The 25,561-nt window shown below is 67.8% G+C and carries 25 protein-coding genes and 1 pseudogene; 14 read left to right on the plus strand and 12 right to left on the minus strand.

Translation table 11 applies throughout. The features are described 5' to 3' along the window. Positions 1–99 precede the first annotated feature (99 nt). The 8 genes from istB to AZL_RS22520 form a co-directional block, all read right to left on the minus strand. The gene (gene istB / locus AZL_RS22485; protein ID WP_012972684.1) at positions 100–855 is read right to left on the minus strand and encodes an IS21-like element ISAzs2 family helper ATPase IstB; all 756 of its coding nucleotides are present in this window, start codon (positions 853–855) and stop codon (positions 100–102) included. A 10-nt stretch (positions 856–865) separates the two neighbouring features. Continuing rightward, positions 866–2,380 (minus strand): IS21-like element ISAzs2 family transposase, encoded by a 1,515-nt coding sequence (gene istA, locus AZL_RS22490; RefSeq protein ID WP_012973785.1) that lies wholly within the window; start codon positions 2,378–2,380, stop codon positions 866–868. Between the two features lie 77 nt (positions 2,381–2,457). Then, complete coding sequence (locus AZL_RS22495) at positions 2,458–2,781, minus strand: histidine phosphatase family protein (protein WP_012976740.1); 324 nt, start codon at positions 2,779–2,781, stop codon at positions 2,458–2,460. Continuing rightward, positions 2,778–3,146 carry a DUF6285 domain-containing protein gene (locus AZL_RS22500; RefSeq protein ID WP_012976741.1) on the minus strand — a complete coding sequence of 123 codons (369 nt, stop codon included), beginning with the start codon at positions 3,144–3,146 and terminating at the stop codon, positions 2,778–2,780. The genes AZL_RS22495 and AZL_RS22500 overlap by 4 nt, the downstream gene beginning before the upstream one ends. Then, positions 3,143–4,207 (minus strand): phosphotransferase family protein, encoded by a 1,065-nt coding sequence (locus AZL_RS22505; RefSeq protein WP_012976742.1) that lies wholly within the window; start codon positions 4,205–4,207, stop codon positions 3,143–3,145. The genes AZL_RS22500 and AZL_RS22505 overlap by 4 nt, the downstream gene beginning before the upstream one ends. Next, the gene (locus AZL_RS22510) at positions 4,204–5,400 is read right to left on the minus strand and encodes an acyl-CoA dehydrogenase family protein (RefSeq protein WP_012976743.1); all 1,197 of its coding nucleotides are present in this window, start codon (positions 5,398–5,400) and stop codon (positions 4,204–4,206) included. The genes AZL_RS22505 and AZL_RS22510 overlap by 4 nt, the downstream gene beginning before the upstream one ends. A gap of 18 nt (positions 5,401–5,418) precedes the next feature. Then, complete coding sequence (locus AZL_RS22515; protein WP_012976744.1) at positions 5,419–6,186, minus strand: SDR family NAD(P)-dependent oxidoreductase; 768 nt, start codon at positions 6,184–6,186, stop codon at positions 5,419–5,421. 258 nt (positions 6,187–6,444) lie between these two features. Then, positions 6,445–6,705 (minus strand): hypothetical protein, encoded by a 261-nt coding sequence (locus AZL_RS22520; protein ID WP_148219592.1) that lies wholly within the window; start codon positions 6,703–6,705, stop codon positions 6,445–6,447. Positions 6,706–6,899: 194 nt separating this feature from the next. On the opposite strand from AZL_RS22520, the gene AZL_RS36400 reads away from it, so the two are divergent. The 11 genes and pseudogenes from AZL_RS36400 to AZL_RS22565 all read left to right on the plus strand — a co-directional run bounded on the left by AZL_RS36400 (position 6,900) and on the right by AZL_RS22565 (position 19,057). Then, complete coding sequence (locus AZL_RS36400; RefSeq protein ID WP_012976745.1) at positions 6,900–8,735, plus strand: hypothetical protein; 1,836 nt, start codon at positions 6,900–6,902, stop codon at positions 8,733–8,735. A 10-nt stretch (positions 8,736–8,745) separates the two neighbouring features. Next, the gene (locus AZL_RS22530) at positions 8,746–9,837 is read left to right on the plus strand and encodes a ferritin-like domain-containing protein (protein ID WP_012976746.1); all 1,092 of its coding nucleotides are present in this window, start codon (positions 8,746–8,748) and stop codon (positions 9,835–9,837) included. After that, positions 9,834–10,952, plus strand: coding sequence for a hypothetical protein (locus AZL_RS36405; protein ID WP_012976747.1), 1,119 nt, complete (start codon positions 9,834–9,836; stop codon positions 10,950–10,952). Before AZL_RS22530 ends, AZL_RS36405 begins: the two co-directional genes overlap by 4 nt. Before the next feature lie 293 nt (positions 10,953–11,245). After that, complete coding sequence (locus AZL_RS36535) at positions 11,246–11,416, plus strand: hypothetical protein (RefSeq protein WP_162471005.1); 171 nt, start codon at positions 11,246–11,248, stop codon at positions 11,414–11,416. Then, positions 11,340–11,600, plus strand: a pseudogene (locus AZL_RS34695) (IS3 family transposase); the annotation flags it as partial. The gene AZL_RS36535 and the pseudogene AZL_RS34695, both read left to right, overlap by 77 nt. A gap of 161 nt (positions 11,601–11,761) precedes the next feature. After that, positions 11,762–12,730, plus strand: a complete 969-nt coding sequence (locus AZL_RS22540; RefSeq protein ID WP_012976749.1) for a LysR family transcriptional regulator — start codon at positions 11,762–11,764, stop codon at positions 12,728–12,730. 262 nt (positions 12,731–12,992) lie between these two features. Then, positions 12,993–15,200: a DUF3141 domain-containing protein gene (locus AZL_RS22545; protein WP_012976750.1), complete on the plus strand. Its 2,208-nt coding sequence runs from the start codon at positions 12,993–12,995 to the stop codon at positions 15,198–15,200. A gap of 31 nt (positions 15,201–15,231) precedes the next feature. Next, complete coding sequence (locus AZL_RS22550) at positions 15,232–15,690, plus strand: hypothetical protein (RefSeq protein ID WP_042445045.1); 459 nt, start codon at positions 15,232–15,234, stop codon at positions 15,688–15,690. A 40-nt stretch (positions 15,691–15,730) separates the two neighbouring features. Beyond that, positions 15,731–16,711 carry an HlyD family secretion protein gene (locus AZL_RS22555; protein WP_012976752.1) on the plus strand — a complete coding sequence of 327 codons (981 nt, stop codon included), beginning with the start codon at positions 15,731–15,733 and terminating at the stop codon, positions 16,709–16,711. Between the two features lies 1 nt (position 16,712). Further along, a complete protein-coding gene (locus AZL_RS22560) occupies positions 16,713–17,939 on the plus strand; it encodes an ABC transporter permease (RefSeq protein ID WP_012976753.1) in 1,227 nt (408 codons plus the stop codon). Then, positions 17,936–19,057 carry an ABC transporter permease gene (locus tag AZL_RS22565; protein ID WP_012976754.1) on the plus strand — a complete coding sequence of 374 codons (1,122 nt, stop codon included), beginning with the start codon at positions 17,936–17,938 and terminating at the stop codon, positions 19,055–19,057. The genes AZL_RS22560 and AZL_RS22565 overlap by 4 nt, the downstream gene beginning before the upstream one ends. 91 nt (positions 19,058–19,148) lie before the next feature. On the opposite strand, the gene AZL_RS22570 is transcribed toward AZL_RS22565, so the two are convergent. Next, the gene (locus AZL_RS22570; protein WP_012976755.1) at positions 19,149–19,934 is read right to left on the minus strand and encodes a GntR family transcriptional regulator; all 786 of its coding nucleotides are present in this window, start codon (positions 19,932–19,934) and stop codon (positions 19,149–19,151) included. A gap of 74 nt (positions 19,935–20,008) precedes the next feature. On the opposite strand from AZL_RS22570, the gene AZL_RS22575 reads away from it, so the two are divergent. From AZL_RS22575 to AZL_RS22585, 3 genes are all read left to right on the plus strand, one after another. Continuing rightward, complete coding sequence (locus AZL_RS22575; RefSeq protein WP_042445336.1) at positions 20,009–20,986, plus strand: ribokinase; 978 nt, start codon at positions 20,009–20,011, stop codon at positions 20,984–20,986. A 433-nt stretch (positions 20,987–21,419) separates the two neighbouring features. Then, entirely contained in the window at positions 21,420–21,644 is a 225-nt protein-coding gene (locus AZL_RS22580) for a hypothetical protein (protein ID WP_148219593.1), read from the plus strand. A gap of 36 nt (positions 21,645–21,680) precedes the next feature. Continuing rightward, positions 21,681–22,340 (plus strand): LysE family translocator, encoded by a 660-nt coding sequence (locus AZL_RS22585; RefSeq protein ID WP_012976757.1) that lies wholly within the window; start codon positions 21,681–21,683, stop codon positions 22,338–22,340. 194 nt (positions 22,341–22,534) lie between these two features. On the opposite strand, the gene AZL_RS22590 is transcribed toward AZL_RS22585, so the two are convergent. Genes AZL_RS22590 through AZL_RS22600 form a run of 3 tightly spaced genes read right to left on the minus strand, consistent with a single transcriptional unit; the run spans position 22,535 to position 25,560 of the window. Continuing rightward, entirely contained in the window at positions 22,535–23,815 is a 1,281-nt protein-coding gene (locus tag AZL_RS22590) for a threonine synthase (protein WP_371304248.1), read from the minus strand. After that, a complete protein-coding gene (locus AZL_RS22595; protein ID WP_012975508.1) occupies positions 23,816–24,727 on the minus strand; it encodes an ABC transporter permease in 912 nt (303 codons plus the stop codon). It abuts the gene before it with no gap. Continuing rightward, positions 24,724–25,560 carry an ABC transporter ATP-binding protein gene (locus tag AZL_RS22600; protein ID WP_042445340.1) on the minus strand — a complete coding sequence of 279 codons (837 nt, stop codon included), beginning with the start codon at positions 25,558–25,560 and terminating at the stop codon, positions 24,724–24,726. The genes AZL_RS22595 and AZL_RS22600 overlap by 4 nt, the downstream gene beginning before the upstream one ends. Position 25,561: the final 1 nt, after the last annotated feature.

A 25,561-nucleotide genomic window follows, 5' to 3' on the forward strand; every position in this document is an offset into this window, starting at 1 on the left:
CGGCGAAAGCGCCCACCCGAATTGCAAGCTGGTGGGAGCCGGGGCCGAACCCTGGATTTACGTTATGAAGGTTGTGGGTTTGGTTGCCAAGCACCGGCCTTAGGTGTCGGGGGTTTCGCTGGCGGCATCGGCCTTGGTGCGGCGCATGGAGTCGCCATGCAGGTCGATGCGGTAGGCCCGATGCACGAGGCGGTCGAGGATGGCGTCGGCGTAGGTGGCATCGCCGATGAGCCGATGCCAGTTGGCCACGGGAACTTGGGTGGCCAGCATGGTTGCGGCCCGGTCGTGGCGGTCATCGATCACCTCCATCAGGTCCAGGCGCTGAGGCGCGGTCAGCTCGGTCATCGCCCAGTCATCCAGGATCAGCAGGTCGAGCCGGGCGATCCGTCGCAGCAGCCGGGCGAGCGAACCGTCCAGGCGGGCGGTGGCCAGATCGTCCAGCAGGCGGGTCAGCCGGGTGTAGAGTACGCTGTGGCCTTCCCGCGCCGCCTGGTTGCCGAGTGCACAGGCCAGCCAGGTCTTGCCGATCCCGGTCGGGCCGGTGATCAGAACCGGCCGGTTCTCCTTCACCCAGCGCCCGGTGGCCAGCTCGCGCACAACACCGCGATCGAGCCCACGCGGGGTGCGCAGGTCGAGGTCCTCCAGGCAGGCCGTCTGGCGCAGCCGGGCACGTTTCAGTCGGCTGGCGAGTGCGGTGTTGGCGCGCTCTGCCGCTTCCCGCTCGATCAGCGTGCCCAACTGCTCGTCGAAGGCCAGTTGGCCGCGATCGGGCAGGCGTTCCAGCGCCTCCAACCCCTTGGCCATGCCGTACAGCCGCAACTGGCGCAGCCGCTCGTGGTTGACGTGCTTCATCATCGTATCTCCGTCAGTGATAGTAGGAAGGGCCGCGCAGATTGGTGTGCTCGCCGGCACCGGCCGCGTCCGCCGTTGTGGCCGGGGGAGCGGTCAACCAGCGCTGGACGTAGCGGTAGGATCCGACGTTGGCCTCCAGCGCCGCCTGGCAGGCTTGCTCCAGCCGGCTGGTGCCGTGGGTGGCCGCCAAGCGGATCAGGCCGATCCCGGCCCGCACCGCCTGTTCGGGGTGATCGGCGCCGGCCAGGATGCGTTCGAACAGCAGCGCGGCGGCCGGGCCGATGGCGGCCAGTTCGGTCTGGATGGCATCGGGGGTGAAGCGGGCGACGGCCCGGTGGTTGGCGGGGCGATGGGCGTCCAGCGTCACGGTGGCGCCGTCCTGCCGGCGGACATGGCAGGCCATCCGCTTGCCGCGCAGGAAGACGCTGATCACGCCGGCGGTGCTGTGCACGTCGACCGTCTTGCCGATCAGCGTGTGGGGCACCGAGTAGACGCCGCCGTCGAGAGCGAGATGATAGTCGGGCGGGACCTTGTGGCGCGCCCAGGTGCCCGGCACGAAGCGGTCCGGCGGCAAGGGGCGCAGGGTCGGCTGCTCCTCGGCGGCGAACAGGCCGGCGCGCGTGTCCTGCGGCCGGCGGCTCAAGGGAGCGGCATTGAGGGTGGCCAGCTTGTCGCGCAAGGCCGCGTTGGCGGCGTCCAGCGTGGCGAAGGGCGTATCGCGCAGCGGGGCCAGCACCCGCCGCTCGACCTGCTGCACGCCGTTCTCGGCGCTGGGCTTGTCGCGCGGGCGCCGCACCCGGGCCGGCAGGACGGCGGTGCGGTAGTGCCGGGCGAGATCGTGATAAGCCGGGTTGATCGCCGGATCGTAGAAGGAGGCGTGGCTGACGCCGACCTTGAGGTTATCCGGCACCAGCTTGCCCGGCACGCCGCCCAGATGTTCGAACAGCCGGGCGTGGGAGGCCAGCCACTCCTCCGCCTGCTGGGTCCAGGTCGCCTCGGCATAGACGTAGCCCGAATACGGCAGGCAGGCGACAAACACCTGGGCCTGCCGCGCCTCAGCGCCGAGCCCGACGGTCAGCGTCATCCCAGCGTAATCAACCTCGATCGCCGCCCCCGGCCGATGTTCCCGGCGCAGACGCGGCTCGGCATGAGCACCCTGCCATGCCCGGAAATGCTGGACGAATTGGGTGTAGCGATAGCCGCCGGGATGGACCTCCAGGTATTCCTCCCACAGCAGCCGCAGCGTTACGCCACGGCGGCCGAGTTCCCGGCTGATGTGCCGCCAGTCGGGCACCGGGCGCGCCGACGTGACCGGAGGCGGGAACAGCCGCTCCTCCAGCTCGACGTCCGTCCAGCCCAGCACATCCGCGTACTGCAGCCCGGAGGCCCGTAGCCGCTCCAGGTAATCGCGCACGGTGCTGCGCGGCAGCCGGCAGGCATCGGCAATCTGCCGTTGGCTGGCGCCAAACTCATCCCGCAGACGAAGGACTTCTCTGATCCGCCGCATGTCCGACCTCGCTCGGGGCATCCCGATCCTCCTTGGCCTGTGCCGTGGAAAGATCATGGGGATGCCAAAGGCTGGTTCGGACCCCGATACCACCACTCCTACGGGTGGGCGAATTCACCGAAACGGCTGGGCGCTTTCACCGTTCTGCCCGGGCGCTTTCCGCCGTTCCCGCTGGGTGCTTTCCGCCGAAATATGCAGGTGTGCGGCAGGCCGGAACAGAGCACCCGGTCGAGCGGCACTGTGGCCAGCAGGGCGCCCGCCGCCCGCGCCTCCGCCCGGCCGCGTTCGGTCAAGGCGGCCAGCTTCGGATTCAGCGGCCGGCCGTCGGCATCGTAATAGGCGACATGGCCATGACGCAGCAGATAGAGGCGGCGGCGGCTCGTGGTTCCCGCCAGCGGCGTGAAGAGCGGCGCCGGGGTCATCGCCGCGCCGCCAGCGCCTTGGGGTTGGACACCGCGAGCCGCGCGGCCGTCAGATCGAACAGCACGCGGCGCAGCGCCGCCTGTGGCCCGGCGGCGTCGAAGCGCCCGTCGACGATGGCGGCGCACAGGTGCCGCGCCAGCACCGGCAGCTCGCCCGTCTCGCCGAGCAGCCCGCCGATGGCGGCGGCCAGCGCCGGCTCGGCCGTGGTCCCCGCCGCCAGCTCGCGTTCCGCCGTCGCCAGGGCGTTGGCGATCATCAGGGCGGTGAAGCGCCGCTCGGCTGGAACCAGTGGCAGGATCGTCTCGCGGAAGCTGTCCAGCGCGATGGCGATGAGGCTGCGGGCATCGGGGTCGTCGTTGATCATGGCGTCGCTCCTCCCTGCGGTCGGCCGGCGTTCCAGTCGTCGGCGATCGCCTCCAGATGCCGCAGCAAGTCCATCTCGATTTCCGGCAGCATTCGCCCGGTCAGCGCCAGTTCCAGCGACGGTTCGGTCCCGGAGCTGTGCCGCATCCCCTGTTGCAGGGCGATGCCGGCCCAGCGCAGATAGGCCGCCGTCTCCCAATAGGCGACGGCGCGCAGGTCCACCCGGCGCCCGGCGGTCTCCTCATAGCCGGCATAGAGATCGGCGCGGTCGGCCAGCCCGCCGGCCTCACGGTCCTGGCGGCCGAAGCGCCAGCTGGCGGCGCAGAACCAGCCGAGATCCTCCATCGGGTCGGACCAGCCGGCGAACTCCCAATCGATGATGGCGGTCAGCGCGCCATTCTCGACCATGTAGTTGCCGGTGCGGTAATCGCGGTGGCACAGCACCAGCTCCGCCGTCTCCGGCGCGTTCACGGTCAGCCAGCGCAGGCCATGGGCCAGCACCGGATCGGATTCGGCGAAGCGGCCCATCCAGCTCCGGTAATCGGCGGCGCATTGCAGCGCGGCGCTGGGGGCGGGCAGGGGAAGGAATTCCAGCCCCGGCGCGCCGGGCCGCACCCGGTGGATGAGGCCGAGCTGGCGGCCCAGCTCGCGCGCCAGTGCTCGCTGCGGTTCGGTGCTCTTGACCAGCCGGTGTCCGGCGGCGTCGCCGCGCGCCCGGCGCATAAGGTAGAAGGGACTGCCGAGCAGGGCCGGATCGCTGCCGACGAACAGTGGTTCCGGCACCGCCGCGCCGGCGGCGAAGGCGCATTTGAGAACCGCGGCTTCCTCCGCCTTGCCCAGGCTGGCCGACACGCCGGAGGCCGAGCCGGTGCGCAGCACGCAAGCGTGACGGCCGGCGAGCGGCCCGCCGTCGATCTCCAAGGTCACCGCGAGGTTGAGGGAGATCGCCCCGCCGCTCAGCCGGCCCTCGTCGGTCACGGAGATGCCGCGCGCCCCGGCCCGCGCCGCCAGCCATCCCTCCAGGGCGGCCTTGCGTCCGGCGTCGAGAAAGCCGCCGTTCACGCCCAGCTCCAGAAACCGTCGCCTTCGGACAGGTAGCTGCGGCTCAGCACCATCTTGTGGACCTCCGACGCGCCGTCGACCAGCTTGGCCTGCCGGGCATAGCGGTAGATCCATTCCAGCACCGTGTCCTTGGAATAGCCGCGCGCGCCGCAGAGCTGGATCGCGGTATCGACCGCCTTGAACAGGGTGTCGGCGACCTGGACCTTGGCCATCGACACCTCCTTGCGGGCGAAGCTGCCGCTGTCCAGCGCATGCGCGGCCTTCATGGTCAGCAGCCGGCCGATCTCGATCTGCATCGCCGCCTCGCCCAGCAGCCACTGCACGCCCTCATGCTCGGCCAGGGTGGAGCCGAAGCTCTCGCGCTCCTTCACGTAGGCTCCCGCGATCTCCAGGCTGCGCTTGGCCAAGCCGGTCCAGCGCATGCAATGGGTCAACCGGGCCGGACCCAGCCGGATCTGCGTCACCTTCAGCCCGTCGCCGACCGCCATCAGCACATTGTCGTCGGTGATCTCCAGCCCGTCGAAGATCAGTTCGCAATGGCCGCCATGCTCCTCCGGCCCCATGATCGGGATGCGGCGCTCGATGCGCCAGCCCGGCTGGTCCCGGTCGAACAGGAAGGCGGTCAGCCCCTTGCGCGGATCGTCCGAGGTGCGGGCCATCAGGATGAAATGCTGTGCCGCTCCCGCCCCGGTGATGAACCATTTGCGCCCGGAGATCACCCAGCGGTCGCCCTTGCGCTCCGCCCTGGTCTTCATCATCGAGGGGTCGGAGCCGCCGCCGGGATGCGGTTCGGTCATGGCGAAGGCGCAGCGCACCTTGCCGTCGATGATCGGCTGGAGCCAGCGTTCCTTCTGCGCCTCCGTCCCCACCGCGTTCAGCACGCGCATGTTGCCGTCGTCGGGGGCGGCGGCGTTGAAGCAGACCGGCCCGAAGATCGAACGGTTCATCTCCTCGTAGCAGGCGGCGAGCCCGACCATCGGCAGGCCCTGGCCGTCGCGTTCCTTCGGCAGGCCCAGCGCCCACAGCCCGGCCGCCTTCACCTTGGCGCGCAGGACTTCCAGCGGCGCCTCGGCGATGTTCTCATGCTCGTCCCAATTGGCGGGATCGGCCTCGACCGGCAGGATCTCGGTCTCGACGAAGGCGCGGACGCGGCGGCGGTAGTCTTCCAGGTCGGGCGGCAGCGTGAAGTCCATGGCGCGTGGTCCTTGCGGTCACAGCGAGGAGACAAGGTGGCCGCCATCGACGGCGATCACCGATCCGGTCATGTAGGAGCCGGCATCCGACGCCAGCAGCAGAAGCGGCGCGTCCAGCTCGTCCAGCCGGCCGAGCCGGCGCTGCGGGATGCGCCTGATCAGCGCCTTGCCGGCCTCCGACGCGAAGAACTCCTGGTTCAGCTCGGTCTCCAGATAGCCGGGGCACAGCGCGTTGACGCGGATGCCGTGGCGGGCCAGTTCCAGCGCCATCGCCTTGGTCAGATGCACCAGCCCGCCCTTCGAGGCGACATAGGAGGCGACCTGCCCGGCGACGCGGATGCCGAGGATGGAGGCGATGTTGACGATGGCGCCGCCTTTGCCCTCGTCGCGCATCCGCCGGCCGACCGCGCGGGCGACGCGGGCGCAGCCGGTCAGGTTGGTGTCGAGGACCCGGTCCCACGCCTCCTCGCCCATGTCGAGGAAGGGGAGGGTGGCGGTGACGCCGGCATTGTTGACCAGGATGTCGATGCGGCCCAGCGCGTCGGCCGCCTCCTCCACCGCCCGGGTGACGGAGTCGGGGTCGGTGACGTCCATCGCGACGGCGATGGCGTTGCCACCGGCGGCCTCGATGGCGGCGCGGGTGTCCTCCAGCGCGTCGATGCGGCGGGCGGCCAGGGCGACGCGGGCGCCGGCCCGTGCCAGGACCCCGGCGAAATGCCGGCCCAATCCGCTCGACGCACCGGTCACCAGCGCCGTGCGGCCGGTCAGATCCAGGTTGATGGTCATCCGTTCCCCCTCCCCGGGGAAAGCCGTTGCGTGAATGGCTCCGAAGAAAAAACGAGCGCTCGTTTTATATCGTGGGAAGGCATCGTCGGCAACGGTGTTCCGCCGCCCGAGGGGAAACATCAGGGATCGGTGGTCAGCACGGCGACTTCTTCCGCCGCCGACGCAGCAGGGGCAGGACGAGTTTTCTTCATGGGAGCAGTCTTTCGATGGTCAGGTCGGCGGCCGCTTCGGCGGTCACCGGCGCCGGGTCCATGGCGTTCACCGCGATGTCCTGAAGGCCACCGCATACTCGAAGGCGACGGTGAGGCGCTGGCGCTGGATGTGCGGGCGGAGTTCGCTGGCGGAATCCGAGTGCGTCGCCGGCCCTTCGGAATGGCTGCGGCCCAGCGCGGGGGGGACCGCACGGAACGCTTCCGCTTCAACGTCAGGGCCGTTGATCTTCAAGTTTCGCACCGAAAATGAATCCAGATGCGACAAAATCGTACGAATGAAATCGAAATATCGCAATAGGCTGTTCAAGATAGAGTTGCTCTGATACCGATTTATCAAGAAAATCAGATGAATACGATTGCATGAATACAGTTAGTTTGTGCATTCCATGCATTTGTATTATTTGTTTTTCGTAGGTTTACGTATTTTTTGCGATCGCCAGGTCTCCGTACGCTGGGTTTTAAAATGTTTTCACGGTTAATGAACCGCCAAGGGAGATACGCATGTCGTATTTGACGGGTCCGCGGTTGAGCTTCGCGGGGAAGTTCATCGCCGACGTTTCGACGGTCAACAATTTTCCGGCCAATTTCGAGCGTGAACGCTACACCAAGGCAGATTACGACAACTGGGACATCGGCTACTGGAACCCGTACGGCACGGCTGTGTGGCGTCTGGTCGACTGCACGGTGACCGGCGCGGTGCGGGCCAATGGCACCACGGTGACGGACGATCCGGTGCTGGGCATGGTGGTGACCGACACCGACGACCAGCCGCCGGCGAAGATGGTCGACCTCGACAGCGAGCAGCAGATGGTCTCGGCCATCTGGGGCCTGCAGGTGCGTCTGCTTGGCAAGGACGGCGCCAGCAAGCTGCGCAGCAATTTCGCCGTCGCCTCCTTCACCGACCTGTGGGCCCGGAGTTGGGCGCAGGATCCCTCGCTGGAATATCCGCTGCACCCGCCCAGCCTGATGGCCGCGTGCTGGCAGTCGGTGTTGACCGACGTCGGTTGGGACCACGTCTTCGACTCGCCGTTCCTGATGCATCTGAGGGATGCGGCACAGGACGGGCTGCTGTCGATCAAGTTCAACGTCTACGGCTACAACGCCGGCTACGGCGTGTTCGGCGACGGCGTGCGTCACCTGCCCAACCCCCCGGGCTTCACCACAGGCCTGATCACCGGCAGCATCGGGGTGGCCAGCAAGGCCGAGCCGCGCCACGCTCCGCTCGCCCGCCGGCTCCAGCCGGTGGCGGCCAACCCGAACGCGCCGACGCCGTTCTACTACGCCAGCGCGCTGGTGGACGAGCCGAACAAGGCGCTGGTCGTCGACCTCGGCAACTCCCTTCCCTATGCAACGTGGCGCGGGAGGTTGGTCGGGACCCCCTTCCAGATCGGCTATGTCGACACGCCCGAGACGTTCCGCGCGCTCGGCGACATCAAGCCCGACGACGCTTGGTACGAGAGCACCGCCGGCATCCTCGCCCTGCCGCTTGATGACGCGCAGATCGCCGCCGTCGCGGACAAGCCGCTCGCGGTCTACGATCCGGCCCGGCAGACCCTGGTGGCGCAGGAATCGCCGGACGGTCGGGTGGTGCGCGCCGACCAGTTCGTCTTCCGCCTCGCTCCCGAGGCTGCCACGCCGGTGACGCTGTGGGCGACGCGGTTCGGCAAGCCGCTGGCGAACGCCGACATCGCGCTGGCCTTCGATCCCAGCGGCCTGCAGACCGGTGCCGGCGACACCCCGCCGGTCGGCGCGCCGACGCGGGCGCTGCACTTCCCGGACACCGTCACCACCGACGCCAACGGCATGGCGACACTGGCGCTGCGTGCCACCGATCCGGGCGAGCCGCGCAAGGCGGACGATATCGACGGCCAGGTCTATGGCGTGCGCCCGGCCTTCGCCGACGCCAGCTGGGCCAGCTACTACAACCCGTGGGACTTCATCAGCGTCCTGGTGTGGAGCGGCTACCAGATCCCCGAGGCGCCGACCTGGGAGCGGGACATCAAGCCGATCCTTACCCAGTACGCCAATCTCTACCCGGTTATGTTGCCGGTGCTGGACATGGGTGAATACGACAGCGTGATGAAGCACCTTGGTGTGCTGTATTACACCATGTCGGTGCCGGAGGAAGATCCGAACTACATGCCGGTGGTGCGCGACCTGTCGCCGAACAAAAGGGCGGCGGTGCTGAAGTGGTGCCAGAACCCGGTGCGCGGCGTGCCCGCGCCGGCGACGCCGCCCGCCCAGCCGGACGCGGCGGCACGGCCCAGCGCCGAGGGGTTCCCGGCCGCCGCCGGCCCGGTGCGCCGCCCGCATCCGTCCAACCACCTGAAAAAGTGAGGACCGCCCGATGACGACGCCCCGCACCGTTCCCGCCGTTGGCGCCAAGGCCGCCGACCTGCCGAAGAGCGGCCCCATCCTCTATGTCCGCAGGACGCCGCTGACGACGGTGGAGGACGTGCGCGCCGCGCTCCAGCAGGCCATCGAGCTGGAGCACGCCACGCTGCCCGTCTACCTGCAGGCCGCCTACTCGCTGGACGAGACGAAGAACGCCGAAATCGTCAGCATGATCACCGGCGTGGTGATGCAGGAGATGGAGCATTTCTGCCAGGCCGCCAACATCCTGGTGGCCATCGGCGGCAAGCCGGCCATCGACAACCCGGCCTTCGTACCGACCTACCCCGGCGGCCTGCCCAAGGGCATCGGCAGCCAGCCCGGCCAGCCGCCCTTCATCGTGCACCTGCGCGGTTTCTCCCTGGATCAGGTGGAAAACTGCTTCATGGTGATCGAGGAGCCGGCCGACCCCCTCGACATCAAGGAATCGGCCCTGCGCGCCGCCCCCTCCGACATCGCCGAGAACTACCGCACCATCGGCGAGTTCTACGACGCCATCGCGGCGGCGCTTAAGGCCCTGGGCGACGGGGTGTTCTCGCATTCCAGGGACTGGCAGGTGTACGGCATGTTCGGCACCAAGCCCATCCTCGGGCTTGAGGACGCGTTGCAGGCCATCGAACGCATCGTCCGCGAGGGCGAAGGCACGCCGACGTCCCCCATGGAGGGCGAGGTTGGAGCGACCACCGCGCATTACTACAGCTTCTACGAGATCTGGAAGGGCCGGAAGATCGGTAAGAACGCGGCCGGCGAATGGGTCTTCACCGACGCGCTGGTGCCCTTCGACCCGACGGGCGTGCAGGATCTCATCGACGACCCGAAGCAGGCCGACTACCCGCCCGGCTCCAACGTCGCGATCCAGTCGCGGGCGTTCAACACCTACTATTCCGACATGCTGAAGGCCCTGCACGCCGCCTTCAACGGCAACCCCGGCAAAATCAACCACGCCATCGGCCTGATGTTCGACATCAAGATCCAGGCCAAGCAGTTGATGGCGATGACACTCGACAACGGCAAGCACGCGGCCCCGACCTGGGAGTATGTGGCATGACCGGCTTCCCCCGCACTTTCGCCCTGGCCGCCGGGTTGGCCGCGCTTGCCGGCGCGGTCCCCTTCAACGCGGCCTGGGCGCAAAGCAACATCTACCCGACCTTCGGCGTCCACAACCCGCCGGGCTTCAGCAACTGTCCGTGGAACGACTGCGTCGTGCCGCGCACGGCCGGCGAGCCGACGGATCCGGCCTTCCCGGCCTTCTGGTCGACCAACTGGACCATGTACCGCGTCCACAAGGGGTATCCCGAGACGCCGCCCCCCTACGAGGGCAAGCCGCCGGCTCCCTTGAAGGAGGGGGAGGATTACGAGGCGTCGGTCGGCTCCACCTACTACGACAGCACCGTCGCCGGCCCGATGGGCGAGGGCGCCATGATGGAGCATTACGAGAAGCGCTGCCTGCCGATCTTCCCGGGCTCCAACCACTACACCTGCTCGTTCGTGTCGATCGGCGACCGCGCCTTCTTCCTGACCTACGAGGAGGACCGACCGGCCGGCATGCCGCCATGCTGCCTGTTCTCGCCGATCAACCATCCGCCGCGCCGCGACTTCATCAAGCACCTGCCCTACAGCAAGGGCGACAGCGCGCAACTCGGCTATAGGATCCAGGGCTATTCGATCTGGGTCGGCACCGCCGGCGGCCCGGCGCAGACCGGCGTCAGCCCGGACCAGACCGCCAACGGCGGCATCCTGTTCGGCTACGCCTTCAACGCCAAGGCCACGCCGGACGCCGAAGGCCTGACCGACGAGGCCTACCGCTACCCGCCCAACGTCCCGCCGGGGCCGAAGGCGGTGCCGGTGCCGTCGCCGGGGGCCGACCCGGCGCCCTACCGCAAGCCGCAGTCCTTCTACTTCTCGGGCGTTCCGAAGTCGGCGCAGGCGCCGCTGCCGGACGCGCCCATCGTCACGCAGATCTTCAACAACTTCGCCCAGGTCCGCCCGGACCCGGCGAAGACCTGGGATCTGGTGGGGAGGATGTGCACCGGGGTGATCCCTGAATGCCAGCTGTTCGACCGCCCCGGCACGGCGACCGCCACCGCGGCCCCCGCCACGCTCGGCGCCCCGGCCGCCTCCACCCCGGCCCCGGGGACCTGGGGCGGCATCCCGCCGAAGTGACGGGATCCGCGTCTCAACGCATGTAGGTTGGGGTGAGCATCGGCAAAGCCCGACATGGCCGCGATGCCAAGGATGTCGGGCTTCACCCGCGGCTCAACCCAACCCGCCATTCCGCCCTTGAACCGCTCCTGTTCCTCCGTCGTCGGACCGGGCCGCTTGCCCCCTCGGGATGCCTATGGTCTGCTCCTCGCTGAACCGGCTGCGTCTCATGCGTCCGTCTCCCCTCAATGACGGACACCACCCATTCCTGGAGGAATTTTCCGGTCTCAGGCCAGCGCCGGATATGGGGAGCCGTGTTTGACACCGGCAGCGGCGGCACCGCCTATCGATATCGCGGCGTTCGTGTGACGCTGCTCGATCCGGTCCGGCACGCGCACATGACCCGTTGCGGCGGACTACCGCAAGGCCTTGAAAAGCCACGGCATCACCCCGTCGATCAGCCGCAAGCGGAACTGCTGGGATAACGCGCCGATGGAAAGCTTCTTCGGAAGCCTGAAATCGGAACTCGTCCACCATCAGCGGTACGCGACCCGTGAGGACGCCAAGCGGGACCTGTTCGCCTACATCGAAGGCTACTACTATCGCCAACGCCTGCACTCGGCGATCGGCTACATCACCCCTGGGCAGGCCGAGCGACAGCCCGCATAACCCGGTGTCCACCGCTTCAGGGGAAGCTCACGCCAGTCATCGCCCGCACCAGCGGTCACCATCAATGACCGCTGGCACAGGCGATAAGCGCTGGTGCAGGATCGTTGCACGACCGGAATTGCTGTGGCTTTTCTCACCGGTGATCGATGGGGGATGAAGTCGTGCCGATCCGCAGACTGGACTTGAATCTGCTCCGGGTGTTCGAAGCCGTCATGCTGCATCGCAGCGTGACCGGGGCGAGCAGGGAGCTGCGGGTGACCCCTTCGGCGGTCAGCCACGCGCTTGCCCGGCTGCGTCAGGCGTTGGACGACGACCTGTTCATCCCCGGCGACTCCGGGATGGAGCCGACCGCCCGCGCCCTTCAATTGTCCCCCGGCATCGCCGATGGCCTGGGACGGATCGCCGACGCGATGAGCAGGAAGGCGTTCATCCCGTCGGAGGCGGTGCGGACCTTCCGCATCGCCGCGACCGACTATGCGGCGGTGGTCGTCCTGCCGCGCATTGTGGCGCGCATCAGCCCTCTCGCGCCGCAAATCGATCTGCGGGTGTTTCCCCTCAACCGCATGGATGTCGTTCGGCAGCTCGATGACGGCCGGGTTGATTTCGTGATCGGTTGGTTCGCCGATCTGCCGGACCGCATGTGCCACGCCACGCTTCTCCAGGAATCGGAAGCCATGGTCGTTCGCCGGGGCCATCCATTGACCACCGGGCCGGTAACGCGGGAACGCCTGTTCGACTTTCCGCATGTCGTCGTGGAGTTGACCGGCAGTGAAGACGTCGCGACCGACGGATTCATCGACGACCGCGGGGTATCCCGCCGGGTCTGGATCGAACGGCTGATTCTCGAAGCGGCCGACGGTGACACGGGATTGACGGGGCGGGTGGCCATATCGGTCCCGCACTATGCCGCCGTTCCTCCGCTGTTGCAGGTCAGCGACATGGTGGCGACCTTGCCGGGCCGCCTGGCGGCCCGTGCGGTGGAACAGTCCGGCCTGGTGACGCTCGACCTTCCCTATCAACCGCAGCGGGCGAATGTGGACATGATCTGGCATCGGCGCGCCGAGCGGGACGCCGGCGCCAGCTGGATGATCCAGCAGATCACCGCCGCGATGGCCGACCCGGCGTCATAGTCCGGTGAAAGTGGTCCGGTGAAAGTAATCCGGTGAAAGCGACCCGCTTTCCCGAAAGAACTGCCCGTCACGCATGATGAATGTTCTTCATCATGGCAATGAATAATATTCATTTGCCACGCACTCACAATTCGCAATAATCGTGCAACCGCAATTAGGGATTCTTGCCGTAGGTTCCGGAAGAATTTGTCGACTCTCATTGGATGCCGGCGCGAACCGCCATGAGGCCACGCCGCAGATCCTCTGAATATATGGAGATTCCATGATGTGGCCGATGATGGACCTTGCCCGGCAAGCCCAGGATTATTGGATCGATGCGAGCCAACGCTCGATCCTGTTCCTCGACGTGTTGCGGCGCCGTGGCAACACCCATTTCGAGCATGGCGCCCGCACCGCCCCGAATGTCCTCGGCTTCTCCTTCGAGTTCGTGGCCGATGGGCGGCTGCTGGAGCGTCCGGTCAATTATGGACTGGTCCGGATCGTCCCGCCCGCCGGCGTCGCCGTCGATGACCGCAAGCGTCCCTTCATCGTGTTCGATCCGCGTGCCGGCCATGGGCCGGGCATCGGCGGCATGAAGCAGGACAGCGAGATCGGCGTCGCGCTGAAGGCGGGCCACCCCTGCTATTTCGTCGGCTTTCTCCCCGATCCACTTCCCGGCCAGACGGTGGAGGATGTCTGTCGCGCCGAGGCCGTCTTCGTGGAGGTGGTGGCCCGCCTGCACCCCGATGCCGACGGAAAGCCTTGCCTCATCGGCAACTGCCAGGCCGGCTGGCAGATCGCCATGATGGCGGCGACCCACCCGGACAGGGTCGGGCCGCTCCTGCTGGCGGGCGCACCGCTCAACTACTGGGCCGGGGTCCATGGCAAGAATCCGCTGCGTTATCTCGGCGGCCTTCTCGGCGGCACCTGGCAGACGGCCTTGGCCGGGGATCTCGGGGCCGGGATCTTCGATGGCGCCGCCCTGGTCGCGAACTTCGAACGGATGAACCCCGCCAACACCCTGTGGAAGAAGGGTTACAATGTCTATTCGAAGATCGACACCGAGGAGGAGCGCTTCCTCGATTTCGAGACCTGGTGGGGCAGCCCGGTCCTGCTCAACGCCGTGGAGATGCAGTTCATCGCCGACGAGCTGTTCCTGCGCAACAAGCTGTCGAGCGGCGAGATCGTCTTTTCCGACGGCATGCGGGTCGATCTGCGCAACATTCGCACGCCGATCGTCGTCTTCTGCTCCTGGGGCGACGACATCACGCCGCCGCAGCAGGCGCTGGGCTGGATCCTCGATCTCTACGACACCGACCGCGAGTTGATCGCCGGCGGCCAGACCATCGTCTATGCGCTGCACCAGAGCATCGGCCATCTCGGAATCTTCGTCTCGGCCAAGGTGGCGAACAAGGAACATGATGAATTCGCGCGGACCATGGACCTGATCGACGTCCTGCCGCCGGGCCTCTATGAAGCCGTCTTCACCGAAAAGACCACGGACATGCCCCATCCGGAGCTGGTGTCGGGGGACCATCTCGTCCGTTTCGAACGGCGCCGGCTCGACGACATCCGGGCGCTGGGCGGCAACGACGCGGCCGACGACCGGCGCTTCGCCACGCTGGCCCGTCTGTCGGCCCTCAACAAGGGACTCTACCGCGCCACCCTCGGGCCTGTGGTGAACGCCCTGGCGACGCCGCAGAGCGCCGGGGCGCTGCGCGCCATGGACCCGTACAGGCTGCGGTTCGCCGCCTTCTCCGACCGCAACCCGCTGATGGCCTTGGTCCCACCGCTGGCCGAGGCGGTGCGCGCCCATCGCCGGCCGGTGCCGGTGGACAATCCGCTGCTCGGCCTTCAGAAGGCGATCTCCGAGCAGATCGTGCTGGCTCTCGATATGGCGCGGGACGTCCGGGACCGGGCGACCGAGGGCTTCTTCCTGACGGTCTACGGCTCCCCGCAACTTCAAACCCTGCTGGGCATCGACCCGAACCGGCCGGTGCCGGGACATGGGCGGCCGGGGCGTGACCTTACCCGCGAGGCTGCCATCCTGCGGGCCGTCGCCGACCTCTCCGCGCGGATGGACCAGGGCGGCCTTGCCGAGGCGGGGCTGCGCGCCCTGCTCTACATCGATCTCGGCCGGACACAGGTCGGTGCCGACGAGCGTGGCTTCGCGATGCTCCGGCACATCCGACGCCGATTGTTCGCCGACCGGCCCTTCAGCCTCGCCTATTTCAAGGCGATGGTGCGCGAGCAGTATCTTCTGCTGCTGATCGACGAAGAGCGTGCGGTGGCGGCGATCGCGACGCTGCTGGAGGATGATCCCTCCGGCCGGGCCGGAATGCTCGATGCCATTCGTCTTGTGGTTGCGGCCTCCGGGGAACTGTCGCAGGATGCTGGACGGCGCCTGGACCGTGTGGAGTCGCTGTTCGCATCGGTGAGCGGCAAGACCATGCCGGCGGCCCGTGGGATGGTGGGAATCGCCGGGTCGTGACGCCGTTGGACAGAATGAACGGGAACACACCATGACTGACATTCAAACCGGCCTGCTGTCGGCCGCCGACGTCCGCAGCCTTGTCGCCCGGCAGAAATCGGCTCTGCTCGCCGAGGACGCGCGCAAGCGCAAGGTTGCGGAGGAGGAGCTGAAGCATCAGAAGGAGATGTTCCTTCATGGCACCGTCACACCCGACTTCATTGCCCATCTCACCTCGCGCATCGGCAACGCCGCGGCGAACGGCGAGATGCAGCTTCTTCTCGGCCGTTTTCCAAGCGCCTGGTGCACCGACGGCGGACGGGCGATCAATGCGCGGGAGACGGACTGGCCGGCGACGCTCCAGGGCTTCGCGCGGGACTTCTACGATTTCTGGGAGCGGGAGCTGAAGCCGCGCGGATTTCAGATGGAGGTTGCCATCATCGATTTTCCCGGTGGCATGCCGGGCGATGTCGGTGCAACCCTTTCATGGCAGGAAGGGAGTGGAGTGTGATTGAAGCGGGGACGACGCCACGACCGGGACAAGCTTTGGGATGACCGGCATGAGGGCTTTTCGCTGGGTGATCGGGGGCGCCGCCATCGCGGCGCTCGGCACGACCTTGTGGTTCGCGACGCGACTGCCCCCGCTGACCGTCCAGGGGGAGGTGTCGGCCGACCGCGTCGACATCAGCCCCCGCGTCGCCGGCCGGGTCGCCAGGCTGGGCGCCGACACCGGCGACCGGGTGGCGCGCGGAACCGTGCTGGTCGAACTGGAAAGCCCGCAGCTGGTGGCGGCCTTGTCCGCCGCCCAGGCGGCACTCGGCGTGGCCAGGGCCGACCTCGACCGGGTCAACAGCACGCGGGCCGAGACCATCACCGCGAGACGGGCCGATCTGGCCTCGGCGAATGCCGACGTCACCCTCTATCAGGACAATTACGGCCGGCAGGCCCAGCTCATCCGTTCCGGCAACACCCCGCAGGCCCGGTTGGACGAGGCGGCGCGCAATCTGGAGGCCGCCGTCCGCAAGCGCGAGTCGGCGGAGGCCGCATTGCATCTCGCCGTCACCGGCGCCAGCCCGGAGGAGCGGGCCCTGGCCGCCGCCCAGGTCAAGCAGGCGGAAGCCGCGCTGCGCCAGCGCTCCGTCGATGTGGAGGAGCTGGTCGTCCGTGCGCCCATGGATGGTCAGATCACCACCAAGGTGTCCGAGCTGGGCGAGAATTTCAGCGCCGGCGCGCCGCTCTTCTCCATGGTGGACATCGCGCACCCGTGGTTCACCTTCAATTTGCGCGAGGATCTGCTGAGCGGCCTGGCCGTCGGCGACGGCTTCCGGATCACCGTTCCCGCCCTCGGGTCGAAGGAGATTCCGGTGCGGGTGACGATGATCAATGTCCAGGGACAATACGCCACGTGGCGCGCGACCCGCGCCACCGGCGATTTCGATCTGCGGACCTTCGAGGTCAGAGCCGTGCCGGCCGAGCCGGTGGAGGGCCTGCGGCCGGGAATGAGCGCCATCTGGGTCCGGCAGGGGCGTTGAAATGCGGCCCCGCGACGGGTTGCGTCCCGGCTTCCTGCTGGTCTTCCAGCGTGAACTGATCTGGCTGCGCCGGCGGCGCCCCGGCCTGCTGGTGCTGATGACCCTTCTGCCGCTTGGCCTGATGGGGCTGCTGATGGCGATCTTCAGCGCCGGTCTCGCCACCCGCCTGCCGGTCGCCGTGCTCGACCTCGACGGGTCCGACCTGTCGCGCGCCATCGTCCGCACCGTGGACGCCACGCCGGATGTGGCGGTGGCGCATCGCGTCGCCGATCTCGCCGAAGGGCGCCGGCTGATCCTGTCCGGCACCGTCCACGGATTGTTGATGATTCCGCGTGATCTGGAACGGGATGTGAAAGCCGCCCGGCGGCCGGAGGTGGTATTCTTCTACAACACCCAGACCCTGACCGCCGGCAACCTCGTCCTGCGCGGGGTCAGCAATGCCGTCCCGATGGTGGCGGCTGGTATCCGTTTGTCGCTGCGCACGGCTCAAGGCGAGCCGATGGAGGCCGCCCAGGCCTCTCTGGCCCCGATCCCGGTGCAGGTCCACGGCCTGTTCAACCCGACCCTGAACTACGCCCATTTCCTGCTGGCGGCCCTCCTGCCCAGCCTGCTTCAGATCGTGGTCGTGGTGGCGTCCGCATACTCGGTCGGCCTGGATGTCGAGACGCGGCACCGGTTGGCGATTCTCCGAAGGCTCGGTGGCGGCCTGTGGCCGGCCATGATCGGTAAGATTCTTCCCTACACGATCCTGTCCCTGATGGTCCTCGGCATCGCCGACTCCGTTCTGTTCGGCGTGCTGGAACTGCCGTTGCGTGGGCAGCGGGGCATTCTGCTCCTCGCCGGCGTCCTGTTCTTGCTGGCCTGCCAGTTGCTTGGTGTCCTGTTGGCGCTGTTCCTGCGATCCACGGCGGGCGCGGTCAGCATCGGGACGCTGCTGACCGCGCCCGCCTTCGGCTTCATGGGCATCGGGTTCCCACGCCTGGGCATGGACCCCTTCGCCCAGGGCTATGGGGCGCTGCTGCCGGGAACCTGGTACCTGACGGCACGGATCGACCAGACCGTCCGCGGCACGCCATCCGACCTGTCCTGGCCGCCGGTGCTGATCCTCGCAGGCTTCGTGATCGGGCTGGCCGGGCTGGCCGCGTGGCGGTTGGAGGGGCTGCGTGCCCGCCGCGCACGGGCGGCCATCCGGCGCACCGCGGCGTTTCACGGCGGGTCGGCGCCATGAGAGCGGTCTTCGCCGTGTTCCGTCACGAACTCCACCGCATTTTCACCGTGCGCCCGGCCTTTGCCGTGTTCATCCTCGGGGCGGTGATTTATGCCGTGTTCTATCCGCAGCCCTATGTCAACGAGGCGCTTCGCAACGTTCCGATCGTGGTGGTGGACCGCGACGGGACCAGCAGCAGCCGGGAGATGGTCCGGCGGCTGGACGCGACGTCCGACGTCGGTGTCGCCCTGGTCCTGCCCGACCTTCCGAGTGCCCAGCGCGCCGTCTATGAACGCGCCGTGTCGGGCATCCTGCTGATCCCCCGGGATTTCGAACGCGACCTGCTGCATGGGCGGCCGTCCCCGGTCGCTCTCTATGCGGACGCCAGCTATTTCCTGATCTATCAACGGATCACCGGTGCCGTTTCCGCCGTGGCGAGAACGCTCGGGGCGGAGGTCGAAGGCGCGCGGCTGGTCGGTGCCGGTGTCGATCCGGCGATTGCCGGCGCCGTCGTCGACCCGATGCCGCTGACGGCGGTGCCGCTGTTCAATCCGCAGGGAGGCTATGCCACCTATCTGCTGCCGGCGGCCTTCGTCCTGATCCTGCAACAGCTTCTGCTGATCGGAACCAGCCTGCTCGGCACCACCCCCGACCCCGACCGGCCCAGGGCGGGGCCGCTGGCGACCGTGGCCGGCAAATACATGGCCTACCTGGTGCCGGAAAGCTTGATCCTGCCCTTCTACCTGATCGCCCTGCCTTACCTTTATGACGTGCCGCGCCTGGGTTCGGCCGTGACGATCCTTTTGTTCGCATTGCCCTTCGTGCTGGCGGTGAGCGGCCTTGGCCTCATCGCCTCGGCGGTTTTCCGCACCCCCCTGGCGGTGCAACTCGCCACCGCGGCGGTGGGGCTGCCCTTCTTCTTCCTGGCGGGTTTCTCCTGGCCGCCCGAAGCGATGCCGGAGGCGGTTCGTCTGATCGCTCGGTTGCTGCCAAGCACGTCCGCGATCGACGGGCTTGTTCGGGTGGCCCAGCTCGGGGCGCCCCTCTCCGAGGTTGCCGAACCGTTCCTGACCTTGTGGGCTTTGGCGGCACTCTATGGCGCGGTTGCCGTGGCGCTGTCAGCCCGGCGCCGATCGTGATCACGGCGGGACGCTGTTTCGCGAAAACTCGGCCATCCGGCCTTCCCCGAGCCAGGCTCCTTTCCCGCACCGGTGCCGGGCTGGTCGGCGCTCAGACCTTCAGCTTCAGCCGGTAGGTGTAGACGTCGCCGCGAAACAGCCCCTCCACATATTCGATCATGCGGTCGGTGGCGGTATAGCTGCGCCGCTTGATGAGCAAACAGGCGACCGGCTCGGAAAACCCGAACACCGTGCATTCCTGTGGTAGTGGCAGCGTCGCCTCGATGGTCTGGTCGCAGTGGGTCAGGGGAACCCCGCACCGCTCGCCGAGGCAGGCATAGACCGAACGGGACAGGTCGCATTCCGGCAGGGCGGGGGCGGCGGCCAGATCGTACCAGGCCGTTTCACGCGACATCGGAATACCGTCGCCCCGCCGCACCCGCACCAGCTTCAGGAACTGCGCGGTCGATGGCAGTCCGAAGATCGATGCGATGGAGCGGTCGCTGACCACGCGCTGCTCCAGGATGTCCGCCGATGGAACACGTCCCAGTTCGCGCATTTCCTCGGTGAATCCCTTCAGGCGGTCCATGCCGGGATGGAGCCGCGGCCCGTCACCCCGCACGATGAAGCCCAGCCTGCCATGGGCGCTGATCAATTCGCGGTGGCGCAGCATCTGGTACGCGCGCTGTACCGTCGTCCGGCTGACGCCGAGACTTTCGGCCAATTGACGCTCCGCCGGCAGGGTCGTACCTGCTGGCACGCTGCCATTCCCGATCAACTCGAGCAGTTGTTCCTCAAGCTGTTGATAGAGCGGCCGCGCGGTGTCGTCGCGCAGGCGGAGCAGCGAGGGCAAGGACGGTCTTGCTTCCGCGGCCGGTTTTTCGTTGACCTGTTCCACGGTGTGGTCGACAGCCTCCTGCGGAGAAATGGCCCGGTTCGACAAGCGCGCAATCCTGACTGATGGAGGTCAACATGACGGCGACCTGGACGGATGAAAACATCTTTCTCTTTGTCTTGGGGAGCGTCGTGATCGCCTGCTCGGCAAAAGTCGACAGTTTCCCGCAACCCGGCGAGTCGCTGCGCGCCCGGACCCTCACGGTGGAGACCGGCGGCAAGGGGTTGAATCTCGCCGTTGGCGCGCACCGGCTGGGGCTGGCGGTGGACGGCCTGTTCGCGGTCGGCGACGATCTGTTCGGCCCGCTGGCGGAGCAGGCGCTGACCGGCGCGGGACTGTCCTCGACGATGATCCGCCGCTGTCCGGGCGCGACCGGCGCCGGCATCGGTTTCACCAATCACGATGGCGAGAACTGTCTGGCTGTCCATTCCGGCGCGAACCGCCTGCTGTCGGCCGATCATGTCCGTGCCGCCGCCGGATTGCGCCGGGCCGCCCTCGTGCTGGCCCAGTTCGAGATCGACGACGCGCCGATCGTCGAGGCCTTCGCCCTTGCCCGTAGGGCCGGGGTCCGGACCCTGCTGAACCCATCGCCGTTCCGTCGCCTGCCCGCCGGCCTTCTGGCGCGGACCGACATCCTGGTCGCCAATGCCGTGGAAGCCGCGCAGTTGGCGCGGGACCTAGCACCGGGGCTCGATGCGGGGCTCGATGCCGGCATGCGCTCCGATCCGCTGGCGACCGCCGCGGCACTGGCGGTCTCCTTCCTTGCCTTTGGCCCCGACCTCGTGGTCGTCACTTTGGGCGCACATGGTGCCGTGGCCTGTCGGCGCGGGGGCTCGCCCATCCACCAGCCGGCCTTCCCGGTCACGACGGTCGACACGCTGGGCGCGGGTGACGCCTTCACCGCCGGGCTTGCGGCCGGACTGGCCGAAGGCCGCCCCCTGGAGGAGTGTCTGAGGCGTGCCGCCGCCTGTGGCGCGATCGTCGCCGGGCGGATCGGTGTGTTCGACGCCCTGCCGAGCGCTGATGAGCTGGAGCGCTTGCTGGCTGGCGCGTAAGGGCTACCCCGTCGGGCTGGCCGTTTCCACGAAATCGTTTCGTCCGCTACCTCCTACGCCCGCTTTTTTTGGACCTTTTTTGGACCTACCATAACTGATCCAAACGAGCCGCCCGCTTGGTCGTCCACCTTGCGGAGGGAGGTCCGCCATGATCGGTCCCGTCGTCCACCCGACATCCGGCTTGCCGGCTTCCTGGCCGATTGGATGCCGTCCCACCCGGAAAGCCATGCTTCCTGCATGCGAACGATGCGGCTTCGCCCCCGCCTTGCAGGGCTTACCCATGGCGATCCTGAAGGGGTAACCAGACGCGAGGAAGGCGGATATGGATGCGATCCAGGAACGGTTTGCGCGATTGGCGTCAGGCACGCTGTTGTCGGCGCTCCTTGGCCTCGCCGCGGGAGGCGCCCTTGCCGAAGACGCGGTAGCGCCGCGGATGGCGGCCACGGTCCCGGCGGGGCGCGGTCTCGCCCCCGACCCGGAAAAGGACACCGTCACGCTCCAGTCGAGCCGGGCCGCCGCGCCGTCGGTGGGACTGCCGGACCTCCCTTCCCATGACGGTTCGTCGGAGGGTGCGGTGCGGGTGGGGCAGGGACTGCGCCCCGATGGAACGGAGGTGATGCCGAGCGAGGTGTCGCGTCCTTGGCTGATCCGTCAATAGCGCGACGGCGGATGGGATCGGGCGCGGACGCGAACCATGGATGGAATGATCGCGGGGGTGGTTCTGGGTCTATCGGTTGCGGCGCCGGTCGGCCCGATGGGCATGTTGTGCATCGAGCGGACACTGGCGGCGGGATTTCGCGGGGGCTTCGCCGCCGGGCTGGGGGCTGCGACCGTGCATGCGACCTATGCGGCGCTGGCGGCCAACAAGCTGGTCCATTTGGCGCCCCTGACCGTCGTCTGGAGCTATTGCGGGCGGTTCGCCGCGGCCGCCTTCCTGCTGTGGATCGGCTGGCGCGTGCTGTGGCGCGGTCTGGAGTGGCCGGCTGTTTCCGACGTCGGCCCGCTTGTACCGCTGGCCGAAGGGCTGGCCGGCCCGAAGATGACGGCCGAGAGGATCGCCGGCAGCTACGCCACCGCCATCGCCTTGACCTTCACCAATCCGGTGACCCTGTCCTTTTTCATGATGTTGGTTCCGACCATGCCTGGGGAGGCTCCGCCGCAAGCCGGCTGGGTGGATGCCTCCCTGCCGTTGGGGGTGTTTTTGGGGTCGTCGCTCTGGTGGCTGACGCTGAGCGGAGCGGTCGGGCTGGCGCGCGCCCACGTCACGGCGCGAACCATCGCCCGGATCAACCGGATCTGCGGATTGGCGATCGTTGCGCTGGCCTTGTTCATCGCCGTCAGGCCGGGTCCGTAAGAGGGAGGTGGCGGAGCTCGGCAACTTCGCCGGATCCCTCCCCGGTCAAATGTGGAGACTCTAGCCTTTTGATTTTTCGTGCGATCGGATCGCGTAAAATCGGACTCGATTTGAAGCGTGAATCCGATCGTCAGACATAAAGCTATGGCGTCGTGCGTTTCATAATTAACGCACGACGCCATAGCGGAGCCTGGTCATCGGCCGTTTTCCTGAAAAAGCGAATAGTCGATGGGCTTGGTGCGGTCGAGGGTCCGATGGACCGGGGGCAGCGGATATTTCAGGCCGGTGGCGCAGTTGAACAGCACCGCCCGCTCGTCCTTGCCGACCCGGCCGTCGGCGAGCGCCTGTTTGTAGGCGGCATAGGTCGCGGCACCCTCGGGGCAGAGCAGGAAGCCCTCCTCGCGCGCCACCTCGTCCAGCGCGGCCTGGATGGAATCGTCGGGCACGGCGATGGCGAAGCCGCCGCTTTCGCGCACGGCGCGCAGGATCAGGAAATCGCCGACCGCCTGGGGCACGCGGATGCCGGACGCGACGGTGTGGGCATCCTCCCAGCGCGGGGCATGCTCCTCCCCCCGCTCCCAGGCGCGGACCATCGGGGCGCAGCCGGCGGCCTGGACCGCCACCATGCGCGGGCGCTTCGAGCCGATGAAGCCGATCGCCTCCAGCTCGGCGAAGGCCTTCCACATGCCGATCAGGCCGGTGCCGCCGCCGGTCGGATAGAAGATGACGTCCGGCACCTCCCAGCCCAGCTGTTCGGCCAGCTCCAGCCCCATCGTCTTCTTGCCCTCGATCCGGTACGGCTCCTTCAGGGTGGAGACGTCGAACCAGCCGACCTTGCCCTTGCCCTCGCCGACGATCCTGCCGCAATCGTCGATCAGCCCGTTGACCCGATAGACGGTGGCGCCCTGCAACTCGATCTCCGACACATTCACCTCGGGCGTGTCGGCCGGACAGAAGATGGTGGTGCGGATGCCGGCGCGGGTGGCGTAGGCGGCCAGCGCCGCCCCGGCATTGCCGTTGGTCGGCATCGCCATGTGGGTGATGCCGAAGGACTTCGCCATCGACACCGCCATCACCAGCCCGCGCGCCTTGAAGGAGCCGGTGGGCAGCCGCCCCTCGTCCTTCACCAGCAGTTCGGCGGCACCCAGCCGCTGGGCGATGCGGGGAAGCGGGACCAGCGGGGTGACCGCCTCGCCCAGGCTGACGATGTTCTCGACCCGGCGGACGGGCAGAAGCTCGCGGTAGCGCCACAGATCCTGCGGGCGTTCGGAAAGGGCGCTCTTGCTCAGCGCCTGCTTGACGCCGTTCAGGTCATAGCGGACCAGCAGCGGCTTGCCGGCGCGCGACAGGTTGTGGATCGTGTCGGCCTCGTAGCGTTCGCCGGTGTAGGCGCATTCCAGATGGGTGACGAAGGTCGGGCGCTCGACCGTCAGGTTGGAATCGAAGCGCACGGGATTGATGTCTTGGAAAGCCATTTAGCGGACCATGCCCCATTTGCGGACCGTGTGGATTTCGATCCAGCGGAAGACGACGTTTTCGACCAGCAGGCCGATCAGGATGACGGTGACGAGGCCGGCGAAGACCTTGTCGATGTACAGTTCGTTGCGGTTCTGGAAGATGAACCAGCCGAGGCCGCCCTTGCCGGACGACACGCCGAACACCAGCTCCGCCGCGATCAGCGTGCGCCAGGCGAAGGCCCAGCCAACCTTCAGCCCGGTCAGGATCGCCGGGAAGGCGGCGGGGATCAGCAGGGTGACGACATAGCGCAGGCCGCCCAGCCCGTAATTGCGCCCGGCCATCCGCAGCGTCTCCGACACCGAGGTGAAGCCGGCATGGGTGTTCAGCGCCAGCGGCCACAGCACGGCATGGACCAGCACGAAGACGAGGCTGACCTCGCCCAGCCCGAACCACAGCATGGCGATCGGCAACAATGCTATGGCCGGCAGCGGGTTGAACATCGAGGTCAGGGTGGACAGCAGATCATTGCCGATGCGGGTGGAGACGGCGACGGTGGTCAGCAGCACGGCCAGGACCAGCGCCACCGCGTAGCCCTTCAGCAGCACCGACAGCGAGGTCCAGGCCATCGACAGCAGATCATCGCGGCGGATGCCGTCCCACAGCGCCGCCACCGTGTCGGTGAAGGTCGGGAACATCAGCGGGTTGTTCTGCCAGACCGCCGCCGCCTGCCACAGCGCCGCCACCGCCGCCAGCACCAGCAGCCGGCGCAGGGCCGTCACGTTGCCAAGCCGCTCCCACGGGGACAGCGGACGGGCGACATCGCCGATCGGGCCGGTGGCGGTGACGGCGCGCTCATATTCGGGACGGAGCGGCGGCTCGCGTCGGCCGCCGGGGCGCACGGGGCGGGGAGAGAAGGAAAGGTCGGTCATGCGCGGGCTCCCGTCCCGCTTCCTTCGACATCCTCGGCGAACAGCATGTGGTGGATGCGGTTGGCAAGATCCTGGAATTCCGCCCCGCCGACGGCGCCATGGTCGTAGCCGTCGCAATTGACCTCCGCCTTCACCTGTCCGGGATGGGGCGACAGCACCAGGATGCGCGAGCCGACGACCAGCGCCTCCTCGATCGAATGGGTGACGAACAGCATGGTGAAGCGCAGGTCGTCCCAGAGTTGCAACAGCTCCTCCTGCATCTTGCGCCGGGTCAGCGCGTCGAGTGCCGCGAAGGGCTCGTCCATCAGCAGGATGTCGGGCTCCATAGCCATGGCGCGGGCGATGGCGACGCGCTGCTTCATGCCGCCCGACAGCATGTGCGGGTGGACGTCGGCGAATTTCGTCAGGTTCACCCGCGCGATGCAGTCGAGCGCCTTCTCCTCCGCCTCGCGCCGCCTGGCCTTGCCGCTGGCGAGCAGGGGGAACATGACGTTCTCCTTGACCGTCTTCCAGGGCGGCAACTGGTCGAACTCCTGGAACACCATCATGCGGTCGGGGCCGGGCTTGGTTACCGTCCGCCCGTTCAGGCGGATGGCGCCCTCGACCGGCGACAGGAAGCCGCCGACCGCCTTCAGCAGCGAGGATTTGCCGCAGCCCGACGGTCCGAGCAGGACATAGCGTTCGGACTGGAACACCTGGAAATCGACGCGGTAGGTGGCGGTGACGAGATGCCGGCGCGTCTTGTATTGCAGGGTGACGCCGGACACGTCGAGCAGCGGCCGTTCCGACAGCCCGTCGCCGTCGACGCTCCGCGGGTAGGTCAGCGCGTTCATC

The organism is Azospirillum sp. B510, assembly GCF_000010725.1.
In the GTDB taxonomy this organism is placed as follows: Bacteria; Pseudomonadota; Alphaproteobacteria; order Azospirillales; family Azospirillaceae; genus Azospirillum; species Azospirillum lipoferum_B.

What these genes read in the sequence shown, in the direction of transcription:
- istB (WP_012972684.1), bottom strand. Translation starts at nt 855, where the DNA reads ATGATGAAGCACGTCAACCACGAGCGGCTGCGCCAGTTGCGGCTGTAC.
- istA (WP_012973785.1), bottom strand. Translation starts at nt 2,380, where the DNA reads ATGCCCCGAGCGAGGTCGGACATGCGGCGGATCAGAGAAGTCCTTCGT.
- AZL_RS22495 (WP_012976740.1), bottom strand. Translation starts at nt 2,781, where the DNA reads ATGACCCCGGCGCCGCTCTTCACGCCGCTGGCGGGAACCACGAGCCGC.
- AZL_RS22500 (WP_012976741.1), bottom strand. Translation starts at nt 3,146, where the DNA reads ATGATCAACGACGACCCCGATGCCCGCAGCCTCATCGCCATCGCGCTG.
- AZL_RS22510 (WP_012976743.1), bottom strand. Translation starts at nt 5,400, where the DNA reads ATGGACTTCACGCTGCCGCCCGACCTGGAAGACTACCGCCGCCGCGTC.
- AZL_RS22515 (WP_012976744.1), bottom strand. Translation starts at nt 6,186, where the DNA reads ATGACCATCAACCTGGATCTGACCGGCCGCACGGCGCTGGTGACCGGT.
- AZL_RS36400 (WP_012976745.1), top strand. Translation starts at nt 6,900, where the DNA reads ATGTCGTATTTGACGGGTCCGCGGTTGAGCTTCGCGGGGAAGTTCATC.
- AZL_RS22530 (WP_012976746.1), top strand. Translation starts at nt 8,746, where the DNA reads ATGACGACGCCCCGCACCGTTCCCGCCGTTGGCGCCAAGGCCGCCGAC.
- AZL_RS36405 (WP_012976747.1), top strand. Translation starts at nt 9,834, where the DNA reads ATGACCGGCTTCCCCCGCACTTTCGCCCTGGCCGCCGGGTTGGCCGCG.
- AZL_RS22545 (WP_012976750.1), top strand. Translation starts at nt 12,993, where the DNA reads ATGATGTGGCCGATGATGGACCTTGCCCGGCAAGCCCAGGATTATTGG.
- AZL_RS22550 (WP_042445045.1), top strand. Translation starts at nt 15,232, where the DNA reads ATGACTGACATTCAAACCGGCCTGCTGTCGGCCGCCGACGTCCGCAGC.
- AZL_RS22555 (WP_012976752.1), top strand. Translation starts at nt 15,731, where the DNA reads ATGACCGGCATGAGGGCTTTTCGCTGGGTGATCGGGGGCGCCGCCATC.
- AZL_RS22560 (WP_012976753.1), top strand. Translation starts at nt 16,713, where the DNA reads ATGCGGCCCCGCGACGGGTTGCGTCCCGGCTTCCTGCTGGTCTTCCAG.
- AZL_RS22565 (WP_012976754.1), top strand. Translation starts at nt 17,936, where the DNA reads ATGAGAGCGGTCTTCGCCGTGTTCCGTCACGAACTCCACCGCATTTTC.
- AZL_RS22575 (WP_042445336.1), top strand. Translation starts at nt 20,009, where the DNA reads ATGACGGCGACCTGGACGGATGAAAACATCTTTCTCTTTGTCTTGGGG.
- AZL_RS22580 (WP_148219593.1), top strand. Translation starts at nt 21,420, where the DNA reads ATGGCGGCCACGGTCCCGGCGGGGCGCGGTCTCGCCCCCGACCCGGAA.
- AZL_RS22585 (WP_012976757.1), top strand. Translation starts at nt 21,681, where the DNA reads ATGGATGGAATGATCGCGGGGGTGGTTCTGGGTCTATCGGTTGCGGCG.
- AZL_RS22590 (WP_371304248.1), bottom strand. Translation starts at nt 23,815, where the DNA reads ATGGCTTTCCAAGACATCAATCCCGTGCGCTTCGATTCCAACCTGACG.
- AZL_RS22595 (WP_012975508.1), bottom strand. Translation starts at nt 24,727, where the DNA reads ATGACCGACCTTTCCTTCTCTCCCCGCCCCGTGCGCCCCGGCGGCCGA.
- AZL_RS22600 (WP_042445340.1), bottom strand. Translation starts at nt 25,560, where the DNA reads ATGAACGCGCTGACCTACCCGCGGAGCGTCGACGGCGACGGGCTGTCG.